This window comes from Actinotalea sp. C106 (assembly GCF_023630195.1).
Taxonomy (GTDB): Bacteria; Actinomycetota; Actinomycetes; order Actinomycetales; family Cellulomonadaceae; genus Actinotalea.
This window is the reverse complement of the sequence record NZ_JALPKN010000015.1, coordinates 1-24788: the sequence shown is the minus strand read 5'-3', so window position 1 is coordinate 24788 and position 24788 is coordinate 1. Positions and strand designations below refer to the sequence as shown.

Here is a 24788-nt window from a genome sequence, read left to right as displayed (position 1 = left end):
CGGGGCCGGGCCCTGGGGCGGGGCCGGTCGCAGGGCCGTGAGGACGGTCTCGGCCGTCCGCCGCCCCATGCCCCGGACCGCGGCGATCTCCTCGACCTCGGCGGCGCGGATGCGCGCGACCGAGCCGAAGTGCTTGAGCAGGGCTGCACGCCGGGCCGGGCCCAGACCCGGGACCTCGTCCAGCGCCGAGGAGGTCATGCCCTTGCTGCGTCGCGAGCGGTGGTGCCGCAGGGCGAAGCGGTGCGCCTCGTCGCGCAGGCGCTGGAGCAGGTACAGCCCCTCGGAGGACCGCTGCAGGATGACCGGGTAGTCCTCACCCGGTACCCAGACCTCCTCGAGCCGCTTGGCGAGGCCGCACAGCGCGACGTCCTCGATCCCGAGGTCGGCCAGGGCACGCGCCGCGGCGGCGACCTGGGGAGCACCGCCGTCGACGACGACGAGGTTGGGCGGGTACGCGAAGCGACCCTTCTGCTCGGGGACCTCGGCCCCGACCTCCCCCGTGGTAGGCCCGCCCAGGGGGACCTCCCCCGCGCCTGCAGCCCGCGCCTGGTCCTCGAGGTACCGCCGGAAGCGACGGGTGATCACCTCGTACATGGCTGCGGTGTCGTCGCGGGCGCCGTCCCCCTCGGGTCCCCGCACCACGAAGTGGCGGTACTCGGAGGTTCGCGCCAGACCGTCCTCGAAGACCACCATCGACCCGACCTGGTGGGTCCCCTGGGTGGTCGAGATGTCGTAGCACTCGATCCGCAACGGCGCCGACGGGAGCTCGAGGGCCTCCTGGATCTCGCGGAGCGCCTGGCTCCGGGTCGTCAGGTCGCCGGCGCGCCTGGTCCGGTGCAGCGCCAGGGCCTGCTCGGCGTTGCGCCGCACGGTCTCGGCGAGGTCCTTCTTGTCCCCGCGCTGGGGCACCCGGACCTGCACCCGCGCCCCCCGCAGCGAGCCCAGCCAGTCCTGCACCTGCTCGACGTCGGGGGGCAGCACCGGGACCAGCACCTCGCGCGGGACCGGGCTGCCCGGGACGAGCTCCCGCTCGGGGCGGGCCGAACCCTGCGAGCTGCGGCCCGGGGTGGCCGGCAGCCCGTCGCCGTAGACCTGCTGCAGGAGGTGCTCGATCAGCTCGGCGTCCCCGATGTCCTCGACCTTCTCGACCACCCAGCCGCGCTGGCCGCGGATCCGTCCGTCTCGGACGTGGAACACCTGGACGGCAGCCTCGAGCTCGTCCCCGACCAGGGCGAAGACGTCCGCGCTCGTCCCGTCGGACAGCACGACGGCATTCTTCTCGGTGGCGCGCTGGAGGGCGGCGACGTCGTCGCGCAGCCGCGCCGCCGCCTCGAACTCGAGGTTCTCGGCGGCCTCCGCCATGCGCCGCTCGAGCCGGCGGACGAACTTGGCGGTGTCCCCCGCCATGAAGTCGCAGAAGTCCTCCGCCAGGCCACGGTGCTCCTCGGGCGAGACCCGTCCCACGCAGGGAGCCGAGCACTTGTCGATGTAGCCCAGCAGGCACGGCCGGCCGGCCTGCTCGGCGCGCTTGAACACACCGGCCGAGCAGGTCCGCACGGGGAAGACGCGCAGCAGGAGGTCCACCGTCTCCCGGATCGCCCAGGCGTGGGCGTAGGGCCCGAAGTACCGCGTTCCCGGCCGCTTGGCCCCGCGCATCACCTGGACCCGCGGGAACTGGTCCCCCAGTGTCACCGCGAGGTAGGGGTAGGACTTGTCGTCCCGGTACTTGACGTTGAAGCGGGGGTCGTACTCCTTGATCCAGGAGTACTCGAGGGCCAGGGCCTCGACCTCGGTGCCCACCACGGTCCACTCGACCGAGGCCGCAGTGGTCACCATCTGCTGGGTACGGGGGTGGAGGGCGGTCAGGTCCTGGAAGTAGCTCGCGAGGCGAGACCGGAGGCTCTTGGCCTTCCCGACGTAGACCACACGGCCGTGCTCGTCGCGGAAGCGGTAGACCCCCGGGGAGTCGGGCACCTGACCGGGGCGGGGGCGGTAGCTCGCCGGATCGGCCATGCGGTCGAGGGTAGTTCAGCCCACCGACCTCGCGCGCCACGGGCAGGGGCCATGGTGGTCCGGGCGCGGCACCGCTAGCGTTGCTGGATGGGCCTCCTGCACACGTACAACGCGACAGTCACCTGGACCGGAGCGGGTGAGGCCGGGACCCGCACGTACACCGCCTACAGCCGCGATCACGAGGTGTCCCTCCAGGGCAAGCCCGTGCTCCTGGGCTCGTCGGACCCCACCTTTCGCGGCGACCCTGCGCGGTACAACCCGGAGGAGCTCCTGGTCGCGGCCCTCTCCCAGTGCCACATGCTCTGGTTCCTGCACCTCGCGAGCCTCGACGGCGTCGTCGTCGTGGGCTACGTGGACAACGCGGTGGGCACGATGCGGGTGGAGGCGGCCGGGGCCGGGCAGTTCACGCACGTCGTCCTGCACCCGCTCGTCACGGTCGCGAGCGCAGACCGCGAGGACGGCCGCGAGGTGACGCAGGAGGATCTGGCGGCGCTGCACGCCAAGGCCCACGAGCACTGCTTCATCGCGCGGTCCGTCAGCTTCCCGGTCCGCCACGACCCGGCACCGCTGCGTGTTGCGCAGGCATCCCCCTGAACCGGGGCCTCCCGGCGGGCTGACCGGCTCGTCGGGTCCTCAGGCGCTCGCGCGGGCCTCGACGAGGTCCACCACAGGTTCGAGGGCTTCGGCCAGGAAGCGTCCCGTGTGGCTCTCCGGCGAGGCCGCGATCTGCTCGGGGGTGCCCTCGGCGACGACGAGCCCGCCCCCCGAGCCACCCTCGGGGCCCATGTCGACCACCCAGTCGGCGTTCTTGATCACGTCGAGGTTGTGCTCGATGACGATCACCGAGTTGCCCTTGTCGACCAGGGACTGGAGCACTCCGAGGAGCTTGCGGATGTCCTCGAAGTGCAGGCCCGTCGTGGGCTCGTCGAGCACGTAGATGGTGCGTCCGCTCGACCGCTTCTGCAGCTCGCTCGCGAGCTTGACCCGCTGGGCCTCGCCCCCGGACAGGGTCGGTGCGGGCTGGCCCAGACGGACGTAGCCGAGCCCGACGTCGACGAGGGTCTTGAGGTGCCGCGAGATGGCCGGGACCGCCGCGAAGAACTCCGCGGCCTCCTCGATCGGCATGTCGAGGACCTCGGCGACCGTCTTGCCCTTGAAGTGCACCTCGAGGGTCTCGCGGTTGTACCGCGCGCCGTGGCACACCTCGCAGGGCACGTAGACGTCCGGGAGGAAGTTCATCTCGATCTTGATGGTGCCGTCCCCCGAGCACGCCTCGCAGCGCCCGCCCTTGACGTTGAAGGAGAACCGCCCCGGCATGTAGCCCCGGACCTTGGCCTCGGTCGTCTCGGCGAAGAGACGACGGACGTGGTCCCACACCCCGGTGTAGGTCGCGGGGTTGGACCGCGGCGTGCGACCGATGGGGCCCTGGTCGACGTGCACCACCTTGTCGAGGTGGTGCAGGCCCGTCACCCGGGTGTGCCGCCCGGGAACCTGCCGAGCACCGTTGAGCTCGTTCGCGAGCACCGTGTGCAGGATCGCGTTGACGAGGGTGGACTTCCCCGACCCGGAGACGCCGGTCACCGCGACGAGGCACCCGAGCGGGAAGCTCACGTCGATGCCCCGCAGGTTGTGCTCACGCGCCCCGACGACGGTGATCTCCCGGGAGGGGTCTGGGGCGCGTCGCTCCGCCGGCATCGGGATCGAGCGGCGTCCCGCGAGGTACGCACCGGTGACCGACTCGTCCGAGGCGAGCAGGCCGTCGAGGTCCCCCGAGTGGACCACCCGCCCACCGTGCTCCCCGGCGCCGGGGCCGATGTCGACGATCCAGTCCGCGGTACGGATGGTGTCCTCGTCGTGCTCGACGACGATCAGGGTGTTCCCCAGGTCGCGCAGACGGGTGAGCGTGTCGATCAACCGCCGGTTGTCCCGCTGGTGCAGCCCGATGCTGGGTTCGTCGAGCACGTACAGGACTCCGACCAGCCCGGACCCGATCTGGGTCGCGAGCCTGATCCGCTGGGCCTCGCCGCCCGAGAGCGTGCCGGCAGGGCGCTCGAGGGACAGGTAGTCCAGGCCGACGTCCAGCAGGAAGCCCAGGCGGTCCTGGATCTCCTTGAGCACCTGGGTCGCGATGGCCCGCTCGCGGGCACCGAGCTCGAGGGCGTCGAGGAAGTCCCGGGCCTCGCGCAACGGCATGCGGCAGACGTCCGCGATCGAGCGGCCACCGACGAGGACCGCCAGCACCTCGGGCTTGAGCCGGGCCCCCTCGCAGACCGGGCACGGCACCTCCCGCATGAATGCCTCGTACTTCTCCTTGGACCAGTCCGACTCGGTCTCGGAGTGCCGACGCTCGATGAAGGTGACGACGCCCTCGAAGCCCGTGCTGTACTGCCGCTCCCGGCCCCACCGGTTCTTGTACTTGACGTGCACCTTGTGGTCCTGGCCGTACAGGATCGCGGAGCGGGCGCGCTCGGGCAGCGCCCGCCACGGGACGTCCATGCCGAAGCCGAGCTCGCCGGCGAGGGCGGTGAGCACCCGCTGGAAGTACTCCGAGGAGGTCTGCGACCACGGGGCCACCGCTCCGTCGGCGAGGGTCGCGTCCTCGTCGGGGATCACGAGGTCCGCGTCGACCTCGAGCCTGCTACCGATACCGGTGCACTCCGGGCACGCGCCGTAGGGGGCGTTGAAGGAGAAGGTGCGGGGCTCGATCTCCTCGAGGGCCAGCTGATGGTCGTTCGGGCAGGCCCGATGCTCGGAGAAGCGGCGCTCCCGCTCGGGATCCCCCTCCTCGGCGTCGACGAGCTCGACCACGACGAGCCCACCCGCGAGGGAGAGCGCCGTCTCGACCGAGTCGGTCAGCCGCCGCTGGACGCCGTCCCGGGCCACCAGGCGGTCGATCACGACCTCGATCGTGTGCTTGAGCTTCTTCTCGAGGGTGGGCGGCTCGGTCAGCTGCACCACCTCGCCGTCGACCCGTGCACGGGCGAAGCCCTTGGACTGCAGCTCGGTGAAGAGGTCGGCGTACTCCCCCTTGCGGCCACGGACCACTGGTGCGAGCACCTGGTACCGGGTGCCCTCGGGGAGCTCGAGGAGCCGGTCGACGATCTGCTGGGGCGTCTGGCGACTCACCTGCTCGCCGCAGACCGGGCAGTGCTGGGTGCCCGCTCGGGCGAAGAGCAGCCGCAGGTAGTCGTAGACCTCGGTGATCGTCCCGACGGTGGACCGCGGGTTGCGATTGGTGGACTTCTGGTCGATCGAGACCGCGGGCGAGAGCCCCTCGATGAAGTCGACGTCGGGCTTGTCCATCTGCCCCAGGAACTGGCGGGCGTAGGCCGAGAGCGACTCGACGTAGCGCCGCTGCCCCTCGGCGAAGATGGTGTCGAAGGCCAGCGACGACTTTCCGGAGCCCGAGAGGCCCGTGAAGACGATGAGGCTGTCCCGAGGGAGGTCGATGTCGACGTTGCGGAGGTTGTGCTCGCGGGCACCCTGGACGCGGAGACGGTCGTTCACCGGACCATGGTAGGTCGCCGGGACAGATCCGTACAGTTGTTCGAAGATCGGTCGGTCGGCCCCAGCCTGCACGCGCGCCTGCCCGACGGGCGCGCCAGACTGGCGGGATGGACCCGACGCCGAGCACCCCGAGGGCGAGCACCGCCGGGCCGGACGCCCCTGGGCACAGCACCCCCGGAGGACGCACGGAGCACCAGCCCTACGACGGCCGCGCCCTGACCGGCGGTCCGACCCAGACCCGCGAGCTGGACGAGGTCGTCATCCGGAAGCTCTCGGTCGGGCCGATGGACAACAACGCCTACCTGGTCACCTGTCGAGCCAGCGGTTCCCAGGTGCTGGTCGACGCGGCGGCCGAGCCGGACCGGTTGCTCCAGCTGGTCCGGGAGGGCTCGGGGGCCGCCCGGCTCGCCACCGTGGTGACCACGCACCGTCACGCGGACCACACCGGCGCCCTCGCCTCGATCCTCGCCGTCACGGGGGCCGAGGCCGTCGCCGGGCAGGAGGACGCCGACGCCCTGCCGGTTCCCGGGGTGCGCCCCCTCCGGCACGGGGAGGTGCTGCCCGTCGGGCACCTGACCCTCGAGGTGATCGGGCTGCGCGGTCACACCCCGGGCTCGATCGCCCTGGCCTACCGCGAGCCGGCCCGCACGAGGAGGGTGGGGACGGTCCCAGGGCGGGTGCACCTGCTGACCGGGGACAGCCTGTTCCCGGGAGGGCCGGGGAAGACCGCGGACGCCGAGGCCTTCGACAGCCTCATGACGGACCTCGTCGAGCGCGTCTTCGACCGGTTCGACGACCAGACGTGGGTGTACCCGGGCCACGGGGCAGACACCTGGCTCGGCGCCGAGCGACCGCACCTAGCGTCCTGGTGGTCCCGCGGCTGGTGAGAGTCAGGGGGCCTTGCCAGGCCCCTTCGCCTGGCCCGGCGGCACCTTCTGCTGGCCAGGCGGCACCTTCTGCTGGCCGGGCGCGCCGTCGCGGCCGTCCGGACCGGCACCTCCGCCGTTGCCCTGCGCCGGAGCAGGGGACTCCTCGTGGGGCACCTCGTCCTCGACGCCCGGGGCCGGCGCGGGTGCCCGGGGCGGCTCGTCGGCCGTCGGTACGGACCCCTCGGACGGTGCGGACACGTCGGCAGCCCCCTCCTCGTCGAGCTGGTCCTGGTCCGCTGCGGGCTCCTCGTCCGCGCGACCTGCGACGGCTGCGAGCTCCTCCTCGGTGGCGGAGAGCGCGGCGTCGATCTGGCGGTACCGCGCGACGGACACCTCTCCCGTCTCCGCGGCGGCGTCCAGGGCAGCACGAACCTCGGCCGCTGCCACCCCGGCGGCGTCGTAGCGCGCCTCTGCGGCCGCCCGGTGGAGGTCGAGCACGGCGGCCTGGAGAGAGCCCGCCGCGTCGTCTGACAGGTCGCTGGGCGCTGCGCACCCGGCCAGCACCAGGGAGGTGGGGAGGGCGAGGAGGAGGACGAGCGCTCGGCGCCTCATGGGGCCACGCTCACAGCAAGCTCGTCGAGGGCGTCCCCCAGCGACCCCTCGACGGCCGGGTAGATCGGCGGCTCCGGCGTCGAGGTCGACCGGGAGAGCAGCATCCCGATGCCGATCAGCACGACGATCCCGAGGGCGGCGAGCAGCGTGTGGGCGGTCGTCCACCGGGCGGGCGCGTGGACCCGGTCCTCCTCTGGCTCGGCAGCAGCCGACCCCCTGGGCTCGCTCGTCCGGCGCGTGCGGGCCGCCACCACGTCCCCGGTGCGCAGCGGACGGGTCTGCGCCGGTGGTTCAGGCCGTCCGACTGGTTCCCCGGAACGAAGGACCGCTGCGCGCGGCTCCCCAGAGGCTCCGGGACCGTCCGCCGGGGCCGGGTGCGCCTGGGTGTCGAGGCCCTCTCCGCTCGGCGACAGCTCGCCGGTGGACTCCCCGAGGAGTGCCGCGAGGGTGGCGGCGACCGCGGTCATCCTCGGGCGTGCCTCCGGGTGCCGGGCCGTCATGCCCTCGAGCAGCGCGAGCCACTCCGGTCCCAGCTCCCGGGGGACCTGGGGAGAGGTGGTCAAGCGGGCGGCTGCGACCTCGACGACCGTCCCGGTGAACGCCCTGCGACCGGTGAGGCACTCCAGGAGCACGAGCCCCAGGGCGTACACGTCGGCAGCCGGGCCGACCTCGACGCCTGCGGCCTGCTCGGGGGCGAGGTAGGTCGCCGTCCCGAGGGTGGTCCCGGTCATCGTGAGCCGAGCGCCGTCTGCGAGCCGGGCGATGCCGAAGTCGGCGAGCTTGACGATCGGGCCCGTCGTCAGTGCCTGGTCCGCGGACAGGTGCTCGGACTCCTCCGCCTCCACCATGAGGACGTTGGCCGGCTTGATGTCGCGGTGCACCACCCCGGCGTCGTGCACCGTGGCCAGGGCCTCGGCGAGCTGACGTCCGGCCCGGGCCACGTGGATGGCGGGCATCCGTCCCGTGACGAGTCGGTCCGCGAGGGTGGGACCGCGGACGAGCTCCATGACGAGGTACGTCTGGTGCAGCGGTCCACCGGCGTAGGCCGATCCCGCGTCGTGCAAGGTCACCAGCCCCGGGTGACTCAGGCGCGCCAGCACCCGCATCTCTGCCTGGTGCCGCAGGACCTCGTCGGCGTCCGGCGTGGGCGGGAAGAGCTTCACCGCGACGTCCCGACCGAGCACCTCGTCGTGCGCACGGTAGACCGTGGCCATACCCCCTTGGCCGAGGACCTCCTCGACCCGATACCGGCCGTCGAGGACGACACCGCGGGCGACGTCCACCAAGCCCACCAGCCCCTCCTCGTCCTCGTCCTCGCGCGGCCAGGCAGGTCCCGAGGCATTGCGGGCCAGCCCTCCGGCTCCTCAGCACGGTAGAGCGGGGCGACGTGGGGCGCACCCTGGGAGGCGCAGGTTCACCCGCTCGTCAGAAGCGGGAGAATGGCGCCATGACGACCTACTGCGTCCACTACGTCTACGACGACCGAGCTGCCCTGCGGGACGAGGTCCGACCTCGCCACCGGCAGTACCTGCGCTCGTTGCTCGCCACCGGCGATCTCCTCGCGAGCGGGCCGTGGGTCGGGGTCGCCGAGCCGACGACCACGCCCGGCGGCGCCCAGGAGGCTGCCACGCCCCTCCCCGTTCCCGGAGCCGAGCAGCCCGGAGCGATGCTCGTCCTGCGTGCGGAAGGTCCGGCCGCGGTGGCCGCGCTGCTGGACGCCGACCCGTTCTGGGTCGAGGGCCTGGTCGCGTCGCGCACGCTCCGCGCCTGGGACCCCGTGCTCGGCCCCTGGGGCTGACCCCACCGAACGAGGACGTGCTGCCGAGGTCAGCGAGACGCCTCGCCCGACCCGCCCTCCGCCGAGTCGCCCCGGGGTACGACGGTCGCTGGGCTGTCGAGCTCCTCGGCGGGGGTGCCGAGTCCCTGCTCCTGGGCCTGGCGCTGAGCATCCGCCACGACCCGCGCTCGACGGGTGGAGATGAGACTTGCCACCGTCGCGACGGTCAGCGTGCCGAGGATCACGGTGAGCGACAGCCAGATCGGGATCTCTGGCGCCCACGCCACGTGCTCCCCGCGGTTGATGAACGGCACCTCGTTGGTGTGCATGGCCTCGAGCACGAGCTTCACGCCGATGAAGGCGAGGATGAACGACAGCCCTTGCGAGAGGTACACCAGACGCTCGAGCAGCCCGCCGATGAGGAAGTACAGCTGGCGCAGGCCCAGGAGGGCGAAGGCGTTGGTGGTGAAGACGATGTACGGCTCCTTCGTCAGGCCGAAGATCGCCGGGATCGAGTCGAGGGCGAAGAGCACGTCGGTCGAGCCGATCGCGATCATCACGAGGAGCATCGGGGTGACGAGGCGGCGGCCGTGCTGGACGACCGTCAGGCGGTCGCCGTGGTACTCGGTCGTCGTCGGCAGCACACGGCGCGCGAGGCGCAGCATCCGGTTCTCGTGGAACTCGGCCGGGGCGTCGTCCTGGTGGTGCTCACGAGCGAGCTTGATCGCCGTGTACACGAGGAAGGCACCGAAGACGTAGAAGACCCAGGAGAACTGCTCGATGGCCGCCGCCCCGGCCCAGATGAAGAGCCCCCGCAGGAACAGCGCGATCGCGACCCCGACGAGCAAGACCTTCTGCTGGTAGGGCCGCGGGACGGCGAACCGCGTCATGATGATGAGGAAGATGAAGAGGTTGTCGACCGACAGGCTCTTCTCAGTCACGTACCCGGCGAAGTACTCACCTCCGTGCCCGGGCCCCCAGACCGCCAGCAGGCCCACCCCGAACAGGATGGCGAGGGCGATGTAGACGGCTGACCACGTCGCCGACTCGCGAAACGTCGGCTCGTGCGGGGTGCGCACGTGGGCGTAGAAGTCGAAGACGAGCAGGCCGAGCACGCCGAGCACGGTCGCAGCCCAGACCCAGGTGGGGACGTCCACAGGTGATCCTCCGGTACGTAGCAACGGGGTACCGGAGGTCTCCTCCGCCCGAGCGTCGACGAACGCGCGAACCGATGGCACCGGGCCGACGACGAGGTCAGCCGTGATGACGACACCACCGCGCCGGGAGTACTCCCCTCCAACCATGCCAACGATAGGTCACGCCGAGCGCGGAGCGTGACCTCACCCCGCCGGGCCGGGCCCCTGGCTCGTCAGGCGGTCGCGGCCTGCATGTCTCGGAGCTCCTTCTTGAGCCCCGAGATCTCGTCCCGGAGCCGCGCGGCGAGCTCGAACTGCAGCTCGGCCGCAGCACCTCGCATCTGCTCGCTCAGCTCCTGGATGAGGTCGGCGAGCTCGCTCGCAGGAACCGCTGCCAGGCGGGCACGTTCCGAGGTGGCGGCCTTGCCCTTCCCGCCGGCGGGGACCGGGGCCTTGCCCTTGCCCGCGTTGCGGTAGCCCCCCTCGAGGAGCTGGGCGGTGTCGATGTCCTCCCGGGCGAGCATGTCCGTGACGTCGCTGATCCGCTTGCGCAACGGGGTCGGGTCGATCCCGTGCTCAAGGTTGTAGGCGACCTGCTTCTCGCGGCGGCGGTTGGTCTCGTCGATGGCGGTGGCCATCGCGGGGGTGATCTTGTCCGCGTACATGTGGACCTGGCCGGAGACGTTGCGCGCGGCGCGGCCGATCGTCTGGATGAGGGACGTGCCGGACCGCAGGAAGCCCTCCTTGTCGGCGTCCAGGATGCTCACCAGCGACACCTCAGGCAGGTCGAGGCCCTCACGCAGGAGGTTGATCCCCACCAGCACGTCGTACTGCCCGAGCCGCAGCTCGCGCAGCAGCTCCACCCGTCGCAGGGTGTCGACCTCGGAGTGCAGGTAGCGGACCCGCACGTCCTTCTCGAGGAGGTAGTCGGTCAGGTCCTCGGACATCTTCTTGGTCAGGGTGGTGACCAGGACGCGCTCGTCCCGGCCCACCCGCTGCCGGATCTCCTCGAGCAGGTCGTCGATCTGTCCCGTCGTCGGCTTGACGACGACCTCCGGGTCGATCAGCCCGGTCGGGCGGATGATCTGCTCGACCACCCCGTCGGACTGAGAGAGCTCGTAGGCACCCGGGGTCGCCGAGAGGTAGACCGTCTGGCCGATCCGCTCGACGAACTCCTCCCACCTGAGCGGGCGGTTGTCCATCGCGCTCGGGAGCCGGAAGCCGTGCTCGACGAGCGCCCGCTTGCGGGACATGTCCCCCTCGAACATGGCCCCGATCTGCGGGACGGTCACGTGCGACTCGTCGATGACGAGCAGGAAGTCCTCGGGGAAGTAGTCGAGCAGCGTGTGCGGTGGGGTGCCCTGCTCACGGCCGTCGATGTGCCGCGAGTAGTTCTCGATCCCCGAGCAGCTGCCGACCTGCCGCATCATCTCGATGTCGTAGGTGGTGCGCATCCGTAACCGCTGGGCCTCGAGCAGCTTGTTCTGGCGCTCGAGCTCGGCGAGCCTCTCCTCGAGCTCGGTCTCGATGCTCGCGATCGCGCGCTCCATGCGCTCCGGACCGGCGACGTAGTGCGAGGCCGGGAAGACGTAGGTGTCCTGCTGGGAGCGCAGCACCTCACCGGTCAACGGGTGCAGGGCGTGGATCGCCTCGATCTCGTCACCGAAGAACTCGATCCGGATCGCCAGCTCCTCGTAGACCGGGATGATCTCGACCGTGTCCCCCCGGACCCGGAAGGTGCCACGGGTGAACGCCATGTCGTTGCGGGTGTACTGCATCGTGACGAACTGCCGGAGCAGCTGGTCCCGCTCGATCTGGTCGCCGACCGACAGGTGCACCATCCTGTCGACGTACTCCTGAGGGGTGCCCAGGCCGTAGATGCACGAGACCGAGGCCACGACGACGACGTCCCGCCGCGTCAGCAGGTTGTTCGTCGCGGAGTGGCGCAGGCGCTCGACCTCCTCGTTGATCGAGGAGTCCTTCTCGATGTAGGTGTCCGACTGCGCGATGTACGCCTCGGGCTGGTAGTAGTCGTAGTAGGAGACGAAGTACTCGACCGTGTTGTGGGGCAGGAGCTCGCGGAACTCCGTCGCGAGCTGTGCTGCGAGGGTCTTGTTGGGCGCCATGATGAGCGTGGGACGCTGCAGCTTCTCGACGAGCCAGGCCGTGGTCGCCGACTTGCCGGTCCCGGTGGCGCCCAGCAGCACGACGTCCTTCTCCCCCGCCTGCACCCGCTGCGTGAGCTCGTGGATGGCTTGGGGCTGGTCCCCCGAGGGCGAGTAGTCCGAGACGACCTCGAACGGGGCAGCCGATCGCTGCAGGTCGGTAACAGGACGCATGGGACAACCGTACGTCCAAGCACCGACACCGGCCTGCGGGCTCAGTCCTCCCGACCGGCGGTGAGGGCGAGGTCCTCGGCCACCGACAACGAGGTCAGCAGGATCGTCTCCACGGCCTCCGCCAGGACCTCGACCTCGCGCACCGAGGAGGGCGCGGGATGCGGGGAGGCATCGGGACCGCTCATGAGGTCGGGCAACGCCGGCACGTGCACGAAGCCGCCGCGGGCAGCCGGGCGATCGGCCAGGAGACGCATGAGGGCGTAGTAGGTGGCGTTGCACACATACGTGCCCGCCGTCATCGACACCTCGACCGGGAACTCGCGCGCGCGGAGCCGGGCGAAGCAGGCCTTGACCGGGAGCGAGCCCATCAGAGCCAGCGGGCCACCGGCCTCGACGGGCAGGTCGACCGGGGAGTGTCCGTCCTCGTCCGGGATCCTGGCGTCCATGAGGTTGAGGGCCACCCGCTCGAGGCCCAGCCGGTCCCGCCCTCCGGCCTCACCGAGGCAGAGGACCAGGGCAGGACTCTGGTCCTCGACCAGCGCGGTCAGGGCCGTGCGTGCTCTGGCGAACGAGACCGGGAGGACCTCCACCCGGAGCGGCTCGGGCCCAGCCCATCGTGCGGCCAGGGCGTCGGCCACGAGGGCCGAGGTGTTCGTGCTCCGTCCGCCGAACGGTGCGAAGGCCGTGACGAGGACGCCCCCTGCGCCCGTCGTGGCGCCGGGTCGGGCCGAGGGCTCCTGGATGCTCATGCCTGCGTGGGGCGAGGGGCCGGGGAAGCCGCGGGAGCCCTCTGGCGCCAGCCTCGCCACAGCTCGTCGACCTGCGCGTACAGGTCTGACACCCGCTGCGAGCCGTCCAGCACGACGTCCGCGGCGGCCCTGCGCTCGTCGTCGGCCGCCTGGGCCGCGACCCGGGCCCACGCGTCCTGCTCGGTCAGCCCACGGCCGTCCACGAGGCGACGGACGCGCAGCTCCGCCGGGGCGTCGACGACCACCAGCACGTCGAAGTGCCCGGCCTGCCCCGTCTCCACCAGCAACGGGATGTCGTGCACGACCACGTGGTGCCCTTCGGCGACGAGCTCCGCCTCACGCTCTCCCGCCGACCACCGCACTCGCGGATGGACCACGGCGTTGAGGCGTTCGCGCGCAGCGAGGTCACCGAAGACGACGGCGGCGAGGGCGGCGCGGTCGAGGGCGCCGTCGGCGTCGAGGACCTCGGGGCCGAAGGCGTGAACCACTGCTCGCAGGCCCCGCGTCCCGGGCCCGAGCACCTCACGGGCCAGCAGGTCGTGATCCACGACCGCGGCCCCGAGCTCGGCCAACCGCGCCGCGGCGGTCGACTTCCCCGAGGCGATACCTCCGGTGAGCCCCACACGCAGCACGTGGGGCTCGGGCACTGGCCCAGTCCGTGTGCTCATGCCTCGAGCCTAGTCGTGGCCTGGGACCGTCTCCCCGGACCGGCCCCGGCAGGCGGACCCGGCCAGGCCTCGGGCCGCGCGGACCCTCCACGTCCTGGAACGACCACGGGCCGGCCACCCGAAGGTGACCGGCCCGGAGCCATGGGGTGACGACGTGCGTCAGTTCCCGGTGAGCTTCTCGCGCAGAGCAGCGAGGGCCTCGTCCGAGGCCAGGGTGCCGCTGCCCTGGTCGACCGGGGCCGAGGAGTAGTTGCTCGCCGGTGCCGGAGCGCTCGAGCTGCTGCTGCTGCTGCTCGTCGCGGTGGCGGCCGGTGCGTTGGCGGCGTCGGCGTCGGCCTGCTGCGCCTCGAGCACCTGCTTCTTGTGCGACTCCCACCGCGACTGGGCGGCGGCGTACTGCGCCTCCCACGTCTCGCGCTGCGACTCGTAGCCCTCGAGCCACTCGTTGGTCTCGGGGTCGAAGCCCTCGGGGTACTTGTAGTTCCCCTTCTCGTCGTACTCCGCGGCCATGCCGTACAGAGCCGGGTCGAAGTCCTCGCTCGTGGGGTCGAGCCCCTCGTTGGCCTGCTTGAGCGAGAGCGAGATACGACGGCGCTCGAGGTCGATGTCGATGACCTTGACGAAGGTCTCGTCGCCGACGTTGACGACCTGCTCGGGCAGCTCGACGTGACGCACGGCCAGCTCGGAGATGTGCACCAGGCCCTCGATGCCGTCCTCGACGCGCACGAAGGCGCCGAAGGGGACCAGCTTGGTGACCTTGCCGGGCACGACCTGACCGATCGCGTGCGTCCGGGCGAAGGCCTGCCACGGGTCCTCCTGCGTCGCCTTGAGCGACAGCGAGACCCGCTCGCGGTCGAAGTCGACGTCCAGGACCTCGACCGTGACCTCCTGGCCGACCTCGACGACCTCGGAGGGGTGGTCGATGTGCTTCCAGGACAGCTCCGAGACGTGGACGAGCCCGTCCACGCCGCCCAGGTCCACGAAGGCACCGAAGTTGACGATCGAGGAGACGACGCCGGGACGGACCTGGCCCTTCTGCAGGGTCTGCAGGAAGGTCGACCGCACCTCGGACTGCGTCTGCTCGAGCCAGGCACGGCGCGACAGGACCACGTTGTTGCGGTTCTTGTCGAGCTCGATGATCTTGGCCTCGATCTCCTTGCCGACGTACGGCTGGAGGTCGCGGACGCGCCGCATCTCGACGAGGGAGGCGGGGAGGAAGCCGCGGAGGCCGATGTCGAGGATGAGCCCACCCTTGACGACCTCGATGACGGTGCCGGTGACGACGCCGTCCTCCTCCTTGATCTTCTCGATCGTGCCCCAGGCGCGCTCGTACTGCGCACGCTTCTTGGACAGGATCAGACGACCCTCCTTGTCCTCCTTCTGGAGGACCAGGGCCTCGACCTCGTCGCCGACCTTGACGACCTCGTCCGGGTCGACGTCGTGCTTGATCGAGAGCTCGCGCGAGGGGATGACGCCCTCGGTCTTGTAACCGATGTCGAGCAGAACCTCGTCACGGTCGACCTTGACGATGGTTCCTTCGACGATGTCGCCGTCGTTGAAGTACTTGATGGTCGCGTCGATCGCAGCGAGGAAGTCCTCGGCCGAGCCGATGTCGTTGATCGCGACCTGCGGCGTGCTCGACTTCGTAGGGGTGGAGATGGTCATTGAGTTTCGAGCTCCGATGCGGACAGGGAGTAGTGCGGACAGGGAGTGGTGCGGGATGCGGGATCACGGGATCCAGATCCGGGCGCGCAGACGTGCCACGCCTCATCCCATCCTAGGCGTGGGAGGAAGCCACGGTCAAAGCATGCGACGGGCGCTCGCCCGACGGCCGCTCAGGCGAGGGCCTGCGCCACGCGGAGCAGGTCCAGCGGGACGTGCTTGACCTTGCCGGCGACCTCGGCGAGCGGGACCAGCTCGACGCGCTCTCCGCGCAGGGCGGTCATGACGCCGCTCTTCCCCTCCGAGATGGCGTCCATCGCCGCGACCCCGAAGCGGCTGCCGAGGATCCGGTCGGTCGGCGTGGGTGACCCGCCGCGCTGCACGTGTCCCAGGATCGTGACGCGCGTGTCGAAGCCGGTGCGCTGCTCGATCTCGTGGGCCAGACGATCCCCGATGGCCCCGGCGATGATCTCCCCGTACTTGCCCACCTGGGTGGTGTAGTCCATCGCCCCGCCCTCGCGGGGCTCGGCCCCCTCGGCCACCACGACGATCGAGAAGTTGGCGTGAGCGCGGTGGCGGTGCTTGAGGAACTTGACGACCTGCTCGATGTCGAAGGGCTCCTCGGGGGCCAGGACGAGCTCGGCCCCGCCGGCGATCCCGGCGTTGACCGCGATCCATCCCGCGTGGCGGCCCATGACCTCGACCACCATGACGCGGTTGTGGCTCTCCGCCGTGGTGTGCACCCGGTCGATCGCCTCGGTCGCGATGTTGACAGCGGTGTGGAAGCCGATCGAGAGGTCGGTCCCCGCGACGTCGTTGTCGATCGTCTTCGGGATCGCGACGATCTTCACCCCTGCCTCGGCCACCTTGCTCGCAGCGTGCAGCGTGCCGTCACCGCCGATGCAGATCAGCGCCTCGATCCGCTCCGCCTCGAGGGTCGCCATGACGGCGTCCAGGCTCCCGTCCTCGGCCTTGGGGTGGAAGCGCGCCGTACCCAGCAGCGTCCCGCCGACCGGGAGGACGTTGCGGATGTGCTGTCGGCCCATCGGCAGCACATCTCCGTCGACCACCCCCTTCCACCCGTTGCGGAAGCCGATGATCGAGTGGCCGTAGCGGCCCTCGCCGTGCTTCACGACGGCGCGGATCGCCGCGTTGAGGCCGGGGCAGTCCCCGCCACCCGTCAGTAGTCCGACACGCACGCGTGACACTCCTTCATCGCTCGGGGGCCGGGTCCGACGCGTCGTCGCGCACCCGTGACGCCCACCCTAGCCACTCGAAGCGCAGCCGATCAGGCCCTGGGTCCCGCCCGTCGGAGAGCAACAGGCTCTCGCGGCACTCAGCCCGCCTCGAGGCCGAGCTGGAGGTCCCTGCCCGGGATCGCGTCGAGGAGGACCCTGGTGTACTCCTGCTGCGGACGGTCGAAGACGTCGTCGACCGTGCCCTGCTCGACGATCCTGCCGCGCTCCATGACGCAGACGTGGTCCGCGATCTGCCGCACCACGGCCAGGTCGTGACTGATGAACAGGTAGCTCAGGCCCAACCGGTGCTGGAGGTCCGCGAGCAGGTGCAGGATCTGGGACTGGACGATGACGTCGAGGGCCGAGACCGCCTCGTCGCACACCACGAGGTCGGGGTTCAGCGCGAGGGCCCGGGCGATCGCCACCCGCTGACGCTGCCCTCCCGAGAGCTCGGCCGGGTACCGACCCAGCAGGTCGAGGGGCAGCGCCACGTCCGTCATGAGGGCGTGGACCCGGTCCCGCCGCTCGGCCGCGGTACCGAACCGGTGCGCCCTCAGCGGCTCCTCGATCGTCCGGTGGATCGTGTAGAGGGGGTCGAGCGAGGCGTAGGGGTCCTGGAAGATGGGCTGCACCTGACGCCGGAAGCGCACCTCGGCGGCGCGGTCGGTCCCGCCGACAGCCCGTCCGTTGAACGTGATCTCGCCCGAGGTCGGGGGGATGAGGTCGAGCATCATCCGTGCCACCGTCGACTTGCCAGAACCTGACTCACCCACGATCGCGACGGTCTTGCCGCGGGGGATCTGGAAGCTCACGCCATCGACGGCCGTGAAGCGCTGTCCCCGGGAGAACAGCCCCGAGCCCCGCAGGGTGAAGACCTTGCTCACGTCCTTGACCTCGACGATCGGCGCGGCGTCGCCACCTCCGGAGGGTTCGCCGGACCCGGCCTGCGGCCAGGCGCTCGCGCCCGCGGACGGCTCGGCAGACATGGCCAGCAGGTCGTCACCGACCGCGGAGGTCACGCCCTGCCTCCGAGCGAGCTGGATGCGACGCGAGGCGAGGGAGGGTGCGGCAGCCAGCAACCGACGCGTGTACTCGTGCTGGGGGTCGGTCAGCAGGCGGGAGGCCGGACCCACCTCGACCACCTCCCCCCGGTACATCACGACGATCTTGGCGGCGCGCTCGGCGGCGAGCCCCAGGTCGTGGGTGATGAGCAGGACCGCCGTGCCGAGGTCGGTGGTCAACGCCTCGAGCCGGTCGAGGATGGTGCGCTGGACCGTGACGTCCAGGGCCGAGGTCGGCTCGTCCGCGATGAGGAGCCTCGGTCGGCAGGACAGCCCCATCGCGATGAGGGCCCGCTGTCGCATGCCCCCCGAGAACTCGTGGGGGTACTGGCCGGCCCGACGCGCCGCGTCCGGCAGTCCGGCCTCCTCGAGGAGCTCGATCGCCCGCCGCCGGGCCGCTCCGCCGCGGGCCACCCCGTTGTCCTCGAGGGCCTCGACGATCTGGTCCCCGACCCGCGCGACAGGGTTGAGGTTGGACATCGGGTCCTGCGGGACCATGCCGATGACGCGGCCACGCATCCGCGCCATGCCGGCCCCGCCCAAGGTCGCGACGTCCTGGCCGTCGACCAGGATCTGCCCACCCGACACGTGACCGTTCTGGGCCAGCAGACCGATGACGGCCATCGCCGTGGTCGACTTGCCCGAGCCCGACTCCCCGACCACCGCCACGGTCTCGCCGGGCATCACGTCGAAGCTCGCCCCGCGGACCGCCGTCGTCGGGCCGTCCTCGGTGGTGAAGGTCACCTCGAGGTCGCGGATGCTCAGCAGCGGATCGGCCACGGTGGTCACCGCTTCCTGGTCTTGGGGTCGAGGGCCTCGCGCAGCGCCTCACCGAAGAGGGTGAAGCCGAGCGCGGTCACGGCGATGCACGCCCCGGGCAGGAGGGCGAGCCGAGCAGCGACCTCGAGCTCGTTCTGCGCCGCCGTGAGCATCCGGCCCCACTCGGGCGTCGTGGGCGACCCGCCGCCGAGGCCCAGGAAGGACAGGGCTGCGGCCTCGATCACGGCGGTCGCGAGCATCAGGGTGGCCTGCACGATCACCGGGCCGAGGCTGTTGGGCAGCACGTGGCTCATCGTCACGGTCCGGCGGGACAGGCCCAAGGAGCGTGCCGCGAGCACGTAGTCCTGGCCCCGTTGGGAGAGCATGGTGCCCCGCAGGAGCCGCGCGAAGATCGGCACCTGCACCACACCGATCGCGATGATCACGGCGGTCGAGGACTGCCCGATCACCGCGGCGATCGACACGGCGAGCAGCAGCGAGGGCACCGACAGCATGAGGTCGACCAGGCGCATCGTGGCCGAGTCGACCCAGCCGCCGAACGCCCCGGCCAGCAGGCCGAGCAGCGCCCCCCCGAGGAGCCCGAGCAACGTCGAGAGCACGCCGATCAACAAGGAGGCTCGGGCACCCCAGATGAGCTTGGACAGGAGGTCCCCGCCGTAGCGGTCGAGCCCCAACGGGTACTCGGCCGAAGGCCCGGGGATGTAGGTCGGCCGGATCTCGGTCCGCCCCGGCAGAGCCTCGGGCCCGTAGGCCGCGAGGACCGGGGCCAGGAGCGCCACCAGGACGAAGACCAGCACGATGACGCCCCCCAGGACGGCGCCCGGGTTGCGGCGGAGCCGGCGGGCCGCGACCCGCCAGATGCTCGCTCCGGCGTCCCGGCCGGAGGAGCCCGGGGAACCTGTCGCCTCTCCGGCGGTCGCGTTCACGAGGGACTGGGCACTCGGATCGGTGGTCATCGCACTCGCATCCTCGGGTCGATGAGGCCGTAGGACACGTCCACGGCCAGGTTCACCACGGCGTAGACGACAGCGATGAAGAGGATGAACCCCTGCAGCACGGCGTAGTCCAGGTTGAAGACCGCGTTGGCGAGGAAGCTGCCGATCCCGTTGAAGGCGAAGACGGTCTCGGTCAGGACCGCCCCCGACAGGAGCAGGCCGACCTGCAGGCCGATGGTGGTCGACACCGGCAGCATCGCGTTGCGCAGCACGACCCGTCGACGCAGCCGTGGCGGCCGCAGCCCCTTGGCCCGCGCGGTCCGGACGTAGTCCGCGTTCTGGACCTCGATGACGGACGCCCGCGTGATCCGCGTGATGATCGCCAGCGGGATCGAGCCGAGGGCCACCGCAGGCAGGATCAGGTGCGCCACCGCGTCCCACGCGGCGTCCCACTCGCGGGTGAGCAGCCCGTCCACGACGTAGAAGCCGGTCGGGTGGGTCGCGATCATGGCGGGGTCCTGGCGCCCGGCGGAGGGGAACCACCCGAGCTGGACGGCGAAGAGGTACTTGAGGAGGAACGCGAGGAAGAAGACCGGGATCGTGACCCCGAGCAGCGAGGCTCCGACCGTGGTGTGGTCCAGCGCTCGTCCCTGGTGCCGCGCCGCGAGGTACCCCAGCGGGATGCCCACCCCCACCGCGATGACCAGGGCCAGCAGCGTGAGCTCGATGGTCGCCGGGAAGCGGACGAGGAACTCGTCCAGCACCGGTCGCCCGGTGCGGGTCGAGGTGCCGAAGTTGCCCTGGAGGAGCTGCCCCAGCCAGGTCAGGTACTGCTCGACCAGAGGGCGGTCGAACCCGTACAGCGCATTGATGCGCTCGACGGCGTCAGGGGTGGCGCGCTCTCCCAGGAGGGCCGTGGCGGGCCCTCCTGGGAGTGCGCGTACCCAGAGGAACAGCAGGACCGACAACCCGAGCAGGGTCGGGACCAGCAGCGCGAGGCGCTGCATGACAAGACGGAGCATCGATCCTGGCCGGCCCTCAGTCGTCGAGCGTGATCACGTTGTAGACCTCGTCCTGGACCGGCGAGGCCGGGTATCCCTGGACCGAGGGGCTGAACGCGAGGGAGGGCACCGGGTGGGCGAGCGGGACGCCGGGCAGCCGCTCGAGGATCGCCTCGTTGGCCGCCTCGTAGGCCGCCGTCTGGTCGTCGACGCTCGTCTGGTAGCGCGCGTCGCCGATCATCTGGAACAGCTCGGGGTCGTCGAAGCCCCACTCGTTCGACTCGGCACCGAAGAACACACCGATGAAGTTGTACGTGTCGTTGTAGTCCCCGGTCCATCCGAGCAGGTGCAGGCCGTGGTCAGGGGTGCCCTGCATGCGGTCGAGGTAGTCCGGGGCCCACGGCTCGGGCACGGCGTTGACCGTGATCCCGACCTCTTCGAGGTCGGCGCTGATCGACTGGAAGACCTGCTCGGGGGTCGGCATGTACGGCCGCGAGACGTTGGTCGGGTAGTTGAAGTCGATCGTGAGGTCGGACTTCCCCGCCTCGGCGAGGAGCTCCCGCGCCCGCTCGGGGTCGTACTCGTATGTCTCGACGTCTCCGCTCCACCCCGCCACCGACGGCGGGACGAAGTTCGTCGCGACCTCGGTGCCCTCGGGCAGGGTCTGCGCCACGAGCGCCTCCTTGTTGACCGCGTGGGCGATCGCCTGGCGCACCGTGAGGTCCTCCAGCTCGGGGTCGGCCTGGTTCATGCCGAGGTAGAGGATGTTGAAGGGCTCGCGGTCGACGATCTGGAACCCTTCCTCCTCGAGCGCGACGACGTCCGCGGGGCCGACGAGGTCGTAGCCGTCGATGTCGCCGGCCTGGAGTGCCTGGCGGCGAGCGGTCGGGTCGTCGATCACGGTGAAGATGATCCGCTGCACCTGCCCCTGCTCACCCCAGTAGTCCGGGTTCCCGGCGAGCACGACCTCCTGACCGCGGGTCCACGAGTCGAAGACGAACGGGCCGGTGCCCGTGGGGTGCTCCGTGGCGTACTCAGGGAGCACCGGCGCGGCGGAGTCGCCGCCCACGTCGTCCGCGCCGTACTCCTCGAGGGCCGCCGGGGACTGCATCGAGAAGGACGGCAGGGAGAGGGCCGAGATGAACTCGGGCAGGGGCGAGGCGAGGGTGATGACAGCGGTGTGCTCGTCAGGCGCGGTACAGCTCTCGTACTTGCCGGTCCCGTCGAGGGACTCGACGTCGCTGCTCGCGAACCCGCCGTTCACCTTCTGCCAGTAGTAGGAGAGGCTCTCGGACTGGAGCACGCCCGTGAAGTTGTTCCAGCGCTCGAAGTTCGCGCAGACCGCTTCGCCGTCGAAGGGGGTGCCGTCGTGGAACGTCACGTCCTGCTTGAGGTCGAAGGCGTACTCGAGGCCGTCCTCGCTCACCTCCCAGGACTCGGCGAGCAGGGGGGCCGGGTCGGCCGTGCCAGGCTCGGTGCCCACGAGCCCCTCGAAGATCTGCCGGGCCACGCGGAAGGACTCTCCGTCGTTGGCGAAGGCCGGGTCGAGGGATGCGGGGTCGGCTGAGGCCGCGAAGATGAAGGTGTCGCGGCCCGACGACGTGCTGTCGCCCCCGTCCTCGCCCTCGTTCTCGTCCCGCTCGCTCGCGGCGCAGGCGCTCAGCGCCATGGCCGCTGCGACCGTCACCGCGGTCGCCTTGAGTATGGTCCTCACACGATCTCCCGTTGTCGATAGGCACGTCGACGAGCCGGTCAGCTCGGGACTGGGCTGAGGCTAGGGGCACCCTGTGTCCGGGGTGTTACCGGGCCGTGACAGCCGTGACCCAGAGAAAGGTACTGGTATGACCCGTCTTCCGCCCACCGAGGCCGGGTTCTTCGAGGTCCCCGACCTGGACGGCGGCCGTGCCGCACGCGGGTGGTGGGACCGGAACGCCCAGGAGTACCTCGAGGAGCACGGCGAGTTCCTGGGCGCCGCTGACTTCTGCTGGTGCCCCGAAGGGCTCCGCGAGGCCGACGCCAGACTGCTCGGGCCTGTCTCCGGGCGGCGGGTCCTGGAGATCGGCGCGGGTGCTGCGCAGTGCTCGCGCTGGCTCGCCGCCCACGGCGCCCACGTGGTCGCCACCGACGTCTCCCCGGGGATGATGGCCGCCGGCGCGGGCCTGGACCGAGCGGCCGGGGTGCGGAGCCCAGCCGTGGTCGCTGACGCCCGCGCCCTGCCCTTCGCCGATGAGAGCGTCGACACCGCCTTCACGGCATTCGGCGCCATCCCCTTCGTCCCCGACGCCGCGGCCGTGCACGCCGAGGTCGCACGGGTGCTCCGGCCGGGCGGCAGGTGGGTCTTCGCCGTCACCCATCCCCTGCGGTGGGCGTTCGCGGACGATCCCTCGCAGCACGGCCTGACAGCGATCCGCTCCTACTTCGACCGGCGCCCCTACGTCGAGACCGACGAGGAGGGTCGGGTCGCCTACGCCGAGTACCACCGGACGGTCGGCGACCACGTGGCCGAGGTGGTCGGAGCCGGCTTCCTCGTCGAAGGGATCGTCGAGCCCCCCTGGCCGGCCGGCCACGACCGCACCTGGGGAGGATGGGGCCCGGTGCGTGGCGCCTACCTCCCCGGCACCATGATCATGCGCTGTCGCCTACCCACCGCCACGGGCCGAGCCCGCACCTGAGCGACCGGGCCCTGAGACCTGCTCGTGCGAGGGTCGATGCCGCGATGGCCGGGGCTGTCGCTCGAGGCTCAGTGGCCGGCCTCGTGCCAGCTCGACCCGGTGCCCACCGAGACGTCCAGCGGGACCGAGAGGTCGGCCGCCGTCCCCATCTCGGCGCGGACGAGCCCCTCGACGTCCTCCCGCTCCCCCGGCGCGACCTCGAGGACGAGCTCGTCGTGCACCTGCAGCAGCACCCTGGAGCGCAGCCCCCCCTCGCGCAGCCGAGCGTCCACCCCGAGCATCGCGACCTTGATGAGGTCGGCCGCGCTGCCCTGGATGGGGGCGTTGAGGGCCATGCGCTCGGCCATCTCACGCCGCTGACGGTTGTCGCTGGTGAGGTCCGGCAGGTAGCGGCGGCGCCCGAGGATCGTCGCCGTGTACCCCGTCCGACGGGCCTCGTCGACCACGCCGGCCAGGTAGTCCCGCACGCCGCCGAAGCGGGCGAAGTAGTCCTCCATGAGCCCGGAGGCCTCCCCCACCGAGATCGCCAGCTGCTTCGACAGCCCGAAGGAGGACAGGCCGTAGGCCAGGCCGTAGGACATCGCCTTGATCTTCGACCTCATGGCCGGGGTGACCTCGTCGGTGCCCACGCCGAAGACCCGCGCCCCGACGAAGTTGTGCAGGTCCTCCCCCGACCGGAATGCCTCGATCAGGCCCGCGTCCCCGGAGAGATGGGCCATGATGCGCATCTCGATCTGGCTGTAGTCGGCGGTCAGCAGGGTCTCGAAGCCGGTCCCGACGACGAAGGCACGACGGATCTGGCGGCCGGCCTCGGTACGGATCGGGATGTTCTGCAGGTTGGGATCGGTCGAGGACAGCCGTCCGGTGGCCGCGATGGTCTGCTGGAAGGTCGTGTGGATCCGCCCGTCGGCGCCGATCGAGCGGATCAGACCCTCGACCGTCTGCCGTAGGCGGGAGGCGTCCCGATGGGCCAGGAGGTGCGCCAGGAAAGGGTGCTGGGTCCGCTCGAACAGGTCCGTGAGGGAGGCCGCATCGGTGGTGTACCCGGTCTTGATCTTCTTCGTCTTGGGCATCTCCAGCTGGTCGAACAGCACCTCCTGCAGCTGCTTGGGCGACCCCAGGTTCACCTCCCGTCCGATCACCGCGTAGGCCTCGGCGGCGGCGTCGGCCACCCCCGCGGCGAAGTGCGCCTCGAGCTCGGTGAGGTAGTCCAGGTCCGCCGCGATGCCGGTGCTCTCCATCCTCGCGAGGACCCTCACGAGCGGGAGCTCGACCTCCTCGAGCAGGTGCGCCGACCCTCGGTCCGCGAGCTCGACCGCGAGCACCTCCGACAGCTCCGCGACCGCCGCGGCCCGGACCCCGGAGCGCTGCGCCTCGGAGCCGCCGTCGAGGTCGAGGTCGAGGGCTCCCTGGCCCGAGGACGCCGTGCTGTCGGTGCGCAGCTCGCGTCGCAGGTGCCGGATCGAGAGATCAGCCAGGTCGTACGACCGCTGGTCCGGGTGGCACAGGTAGGCCGCGAGCAGGGTGTCGAAACGGACGCCGGCCAGCTCGAGACCGCGCCCGGCCAAGGCGTGCCAGCCGTCCTTGGCGCCGTGCACCGCCTTACCCGCGGCAGGGTCGGCGAGCCAGGCGGCGAGCGTCTGCTCGTCCTCCGGGACCAGCGCGGCGAGGTCGAGGGCGATGGCACTGTCCGCGCCGTCCGCCACGGCCAGGGCCCAGGCGTCACCCTCCGCCGGGGTGCCCCGGCCCGTCACGTCGACCGCCAGGGT

19 protein-coding genes are annotated in these 24788 nt (G+C 71.2%); 4 read left to right on the top strand and 15 right to left on the bottom strand.

From position 1 onward, the window contains the following. A partial coding sequence (gene uvrC / locus L0B03_RS02205; RefSeq protein WP_250443569.1) for an excinuclease ABC subunit UvrC occupies positions 1-2013 on the bottom strand: 2013 nt, incomplete at its 3' end. Positions 2014-2100: 87 nt separating this feature from the next. On the opposite strand from uvrC, the gene L0B03_RS02200 reads away from it, so the two are divergent. Next, positions 2101-2607: an OsmC family protein gene (locus tag L0B03_RS02200; protein ID WP_250443567.1), complete on the top strand. Its 507-nt coding sequence runs from the start codon at positions 2101-2103 to the stop codon at positions 2605-2607. Between the two features lie 39 nt (positions 2608-2646). Here L0B03_RS02200 and uvrA read toward each other — a convergent pair whose 3' ends face one another. After that, the gene (uvrA, locus tag L0B03_RS02195) at positions 2647-5520 is read right to left on the bottom strand and encodes an excinuclease ABC subunit UvrA (RefSeq protein ID WP_250443565.1); all 2874 of its coding nucleotides are present in this window, start codon (positions 5518-5520) and stop codon (positions 2647-2649) included. A 107-nt stretch (positions 5521-5627) separates the two neighbouring features. On the opposite strand from uvrA, the gene L0B03_RS02190 reads away from it, so the two are divergent. After that, a complete protein-coding gene (locus L0B03_RS02190; RefSeq protein ID WP_250443563.1) occupies positions 5628-6407 on the top strand; it encodes an MBL fold metallo-hydrolase in 780 nt (259 codons plus the stop codon). Between the two features lie 3 nt (positions 6408-6410). Here the strand turns inward: L0B03_RS02190 and L0B03_RS02185 are convergent, their stop codons facing one another. Continuing rightward, a complete protein-coding gene (locus L0B03_RS02185) occupies positions 6411-7001 on the bottom strand; it encodes a hypothetical protein (RefSeq protein ID WP_250443561.1) in 591 nt (196 codons plus the stop codon). Next, complete coding sequence (locus tag L0B03_RS02180; RefSeq protein WP_250443559.1) at positions 6998-8293, bottom strand: serine/threonine-protein kinase; 1296 nt, start codon at positions 8291-8293, stop codon at positions 6998-7000. Before L0B03_RS02180 ends, L0B03_RS02185 begins: the two co-directional genes overlap by 4 nt. A 155-nt stretch (positions 8294-8448) precedes the next feature. Between L0B03_RS02180 and L0B03_RS02175 the strand changes: the two genes are divergently transcribed. Beyond that, positions 8449-8799, top strand: a complete 351-nt coding sequence (locus L0B03_RS02175) for a YciI family protein (RefSeq protein WP_250443556.1) — start codon at positions 8449-8451, stop codon at positions 8797-8799. Between the two features lie 29 nt (positions 8800-8828). Here L0B03_RS02175 and L0B03_RS02170 read toward each other — a convergent pair whose 3' ends face one another. The 10 genes from L0B03_RS02170 to L0B03_RS02125 all read right to left on the bottom strand — a co-directional run bounded on the left by L0B03_RS02170 (position 8829) and on the right by L0B03_RS02125 (position 22016). Then, positions 8829-9935 (bottom strand): TerC family protein, encoded by a 1107-nt coding sequence (locus tag L0B03_RS02170; RefSeq protein ID WP_250443553.1) that lies wholly within the window; start codon positions 9933-9935, stop codon positions 8829-8831. A gap of 212 nt (positions 9936-10147) precedes the next feature. Beyond that, positions 10148-12253 (bottom strand): excinuclease ABC subunit UvrB, encoded by a 2106-nt coding sequence (uvrB, locus tag L0B03_RS02165; protein WP_250443551.1) that lies wholly within the window; start codon positions 12251-12253, stop codon positions 10148-10150. 41 nt (positions 12254-12294) lie between these two features. Beyond that, positions 12295-13002: a pyroglutamyl-peptidase I gene (locus L0B03_RS02160; protein WP_250443548.1), complete on the bottom strand. Its 708-nt coding sequence runs from the start codon at positions 13000-13002 to the stop codon at positions 12295-12297. Then, complete coding sequence (gene coaE, locus L0B03_RS02155) at positions 12999-13634, bottom strand: dephospho-CoA kinase (protein WP_250443573.1); 636 nt, start codon at positions 13632-13634, stop codon at positions 12999-13001. Before coaE ends, L0B03_RS02160 begins: the two co-directional genes overlap by 4 nt. Before the next feature lie 195 nt (positions 13635-13829). Then, complete coding sequence (gene rpsA, locus L0B03_RS02150) at positions 13830-15335, bottom strand: 30S ribosomal protein S1 (RefSeq protein WP_250443544.1); 1506 nt, start codon at positions 15333-15335, stop codon at positions 13830-13832. A 170-nt stretch (positions 15336-15505) separates the two neighbouring features. After that, positions 15506-16531, bottom strand: coding sequence for an ATP-dependent 6-phosphofructokinase (locus tag L0B03_RS02145; RefSeq protein ID WP_250443541.1), 1026 nt, complete (start codon positions 16529-16531; stop codon positions 15506-15508). A gap of 137 nt (positions 16532-16668) precedes the next feature. Then, positions 16669-18420 carry an ABC transporter ATP-binding protein gene (locus L0B03_RS02140; RefSeq protein WP_250443537.1) on the bottom strand — a complete coding sequence of 584 codons (1752 nt, stop codon included), beginning with the start codon at positions 18418-18420 and terminating at the stop codon, positions 16669-16671. After that, complete coding sequence (locus L0B03_RS02135) at positions 18417-19367, bottom strand: ABC transporter permease (protein WP_250443534.1); 951 nt, start codon at positions 19365-19367, stop codon at positions 18417-18419. The genes L0B03_RS02140 and L0B03_RS02135 overlap by 4 nt, the downstream gene beginning before the upstream one ends. Then, entirely contained in the window at positions 19364-20368 is a 1005-nt protein-coding gene (locus L0B03_RS02130; protein ID WP_250443531.1) for an ABC transporter permease, read from the bottom strand. The genes L0B03_RS02135 and L0B03_RS02130 overlap by 4 nt, the downstream gene beginning before the upstream one ends. Positions 20369-20384: 16 nt before the next feature. Further along, positions 20385-22016: an ABC transporter substrate-binding protein gene (locus tag L0B03_RS02125; protein ID WP_250443571.1), complete on the bottom strand. Its 1632-nt coding sequence runs from the start codon at positions 22014-22016 to the stop codon at positions 20385-20387. Positions 22017-22188: 172 nt separating this feature from the next. Here L0B03_RS02125 and L0B03_RS02120 point away from each other — a divergent pair, with 172 nt between their 5' ends. Next, positions 22189-23019, top strand: a complete 831-nt coding sequence (locus tag L0B03_RS02120) for a class I SAM-dependent methyltransferase (protein ID WP_250443529.1) — start codon at positions 22189-22191, stop codon at positions 23017-23019. A gap of 68 nt (positions 23020-23087) precedes the next feature. Here the strand turns inward: L0B03_RS02120 and polA are convergent. Further along, on the bottom strand, positions 23088-24788 hold a 1701-nt coding region (gene polA / locus L0B03_RS02115), incomplete at its 5' end, for a DNA polymerase I (protein ID WP_250443527.1).

Excerpts from the sequence above, each read along its gene's own strand:
- L0B03_RS02135 (WP_250443534.1), bottom strand. The coding sequence starts at position 19,367 with ATGACCACCGATCCGAGTGCCCAGTCCCTCGTGAACGCGACCGCCGGA.
- rpsA (WP_250443544.1), bottom strand. The coding sequence starts at position 15,335 with ATGACCATCTCCACCCCTACGAAGTCGAGCACGCCGCAGGTCGCGATC.
- L0B03_RS02130 (WP_250443531.1), bottom strand. The coding sequence starts at position 20,368 with ATGCTCCGTCTTGTCATGCAGCGCCTCGCGCTGCTGGTCCCGACCCTG.
- L0B03_RS02120 (WP_250443529.1), top strand. The coding sequence starts at position 22,189 with ATGACCCGTCTTCCGCCCACCGAGGCCGGGTTCTTCGAGGTCCCCGAC.
- uvrB (WP_250443551.1), bottom strand. The coding sequence starts at position 12,253 with ATGCGTCCTGTTACCGACCTGCAGCGATCGGCTGCCCCGTTCGAGGTC.
- L0B03_RS02185 (WP_250443561.1), bottom strand. The coding sequence starts at position 7,001 with ATGAGGCGCCGAGCGCTCGTCCTCCTCCTCGCCCTCCCCACCTCCCTG.
- L0B03_RS02190 (WP_250443563.1), top strand. The coding sequence starts at position 5,628 with ATGGACCCGACGCCGAGCACCCCGAGGGCGAGCACCGCCGGGCCGGAC.
- L0B03_RS02160 (WP_250443548.1), bottom strand. The coding sequence starts at position 13,002 with ATGAGCATCCAGGAGCCCTCGGCCCGACCCGGCGCCACGACGGGCGCA.
- L0B03_RS02200 (WP_250443567.1), top strand. The coding sequence starts at position 2,101 with ATGGGCCTCCTGCACACGTACAACGCGACAGTCACCTGGACCGGAGCG.
- L0B03_RS02125 (WP_250443571.1), bottom strand. The coding sequence starts at position 22,016 with ATGGCGCTGAGCGCCTGCGCCGCGAGCGAGCGGGACGAGAACGAGGGC.
- L0B03_RS02175 (WP_250443556.1), top strand. The coding sequence starts at position 8,449 with ATGACGACCTACTGCGTCCACTACGTCTACGACGACCGAGCTGCCCTG.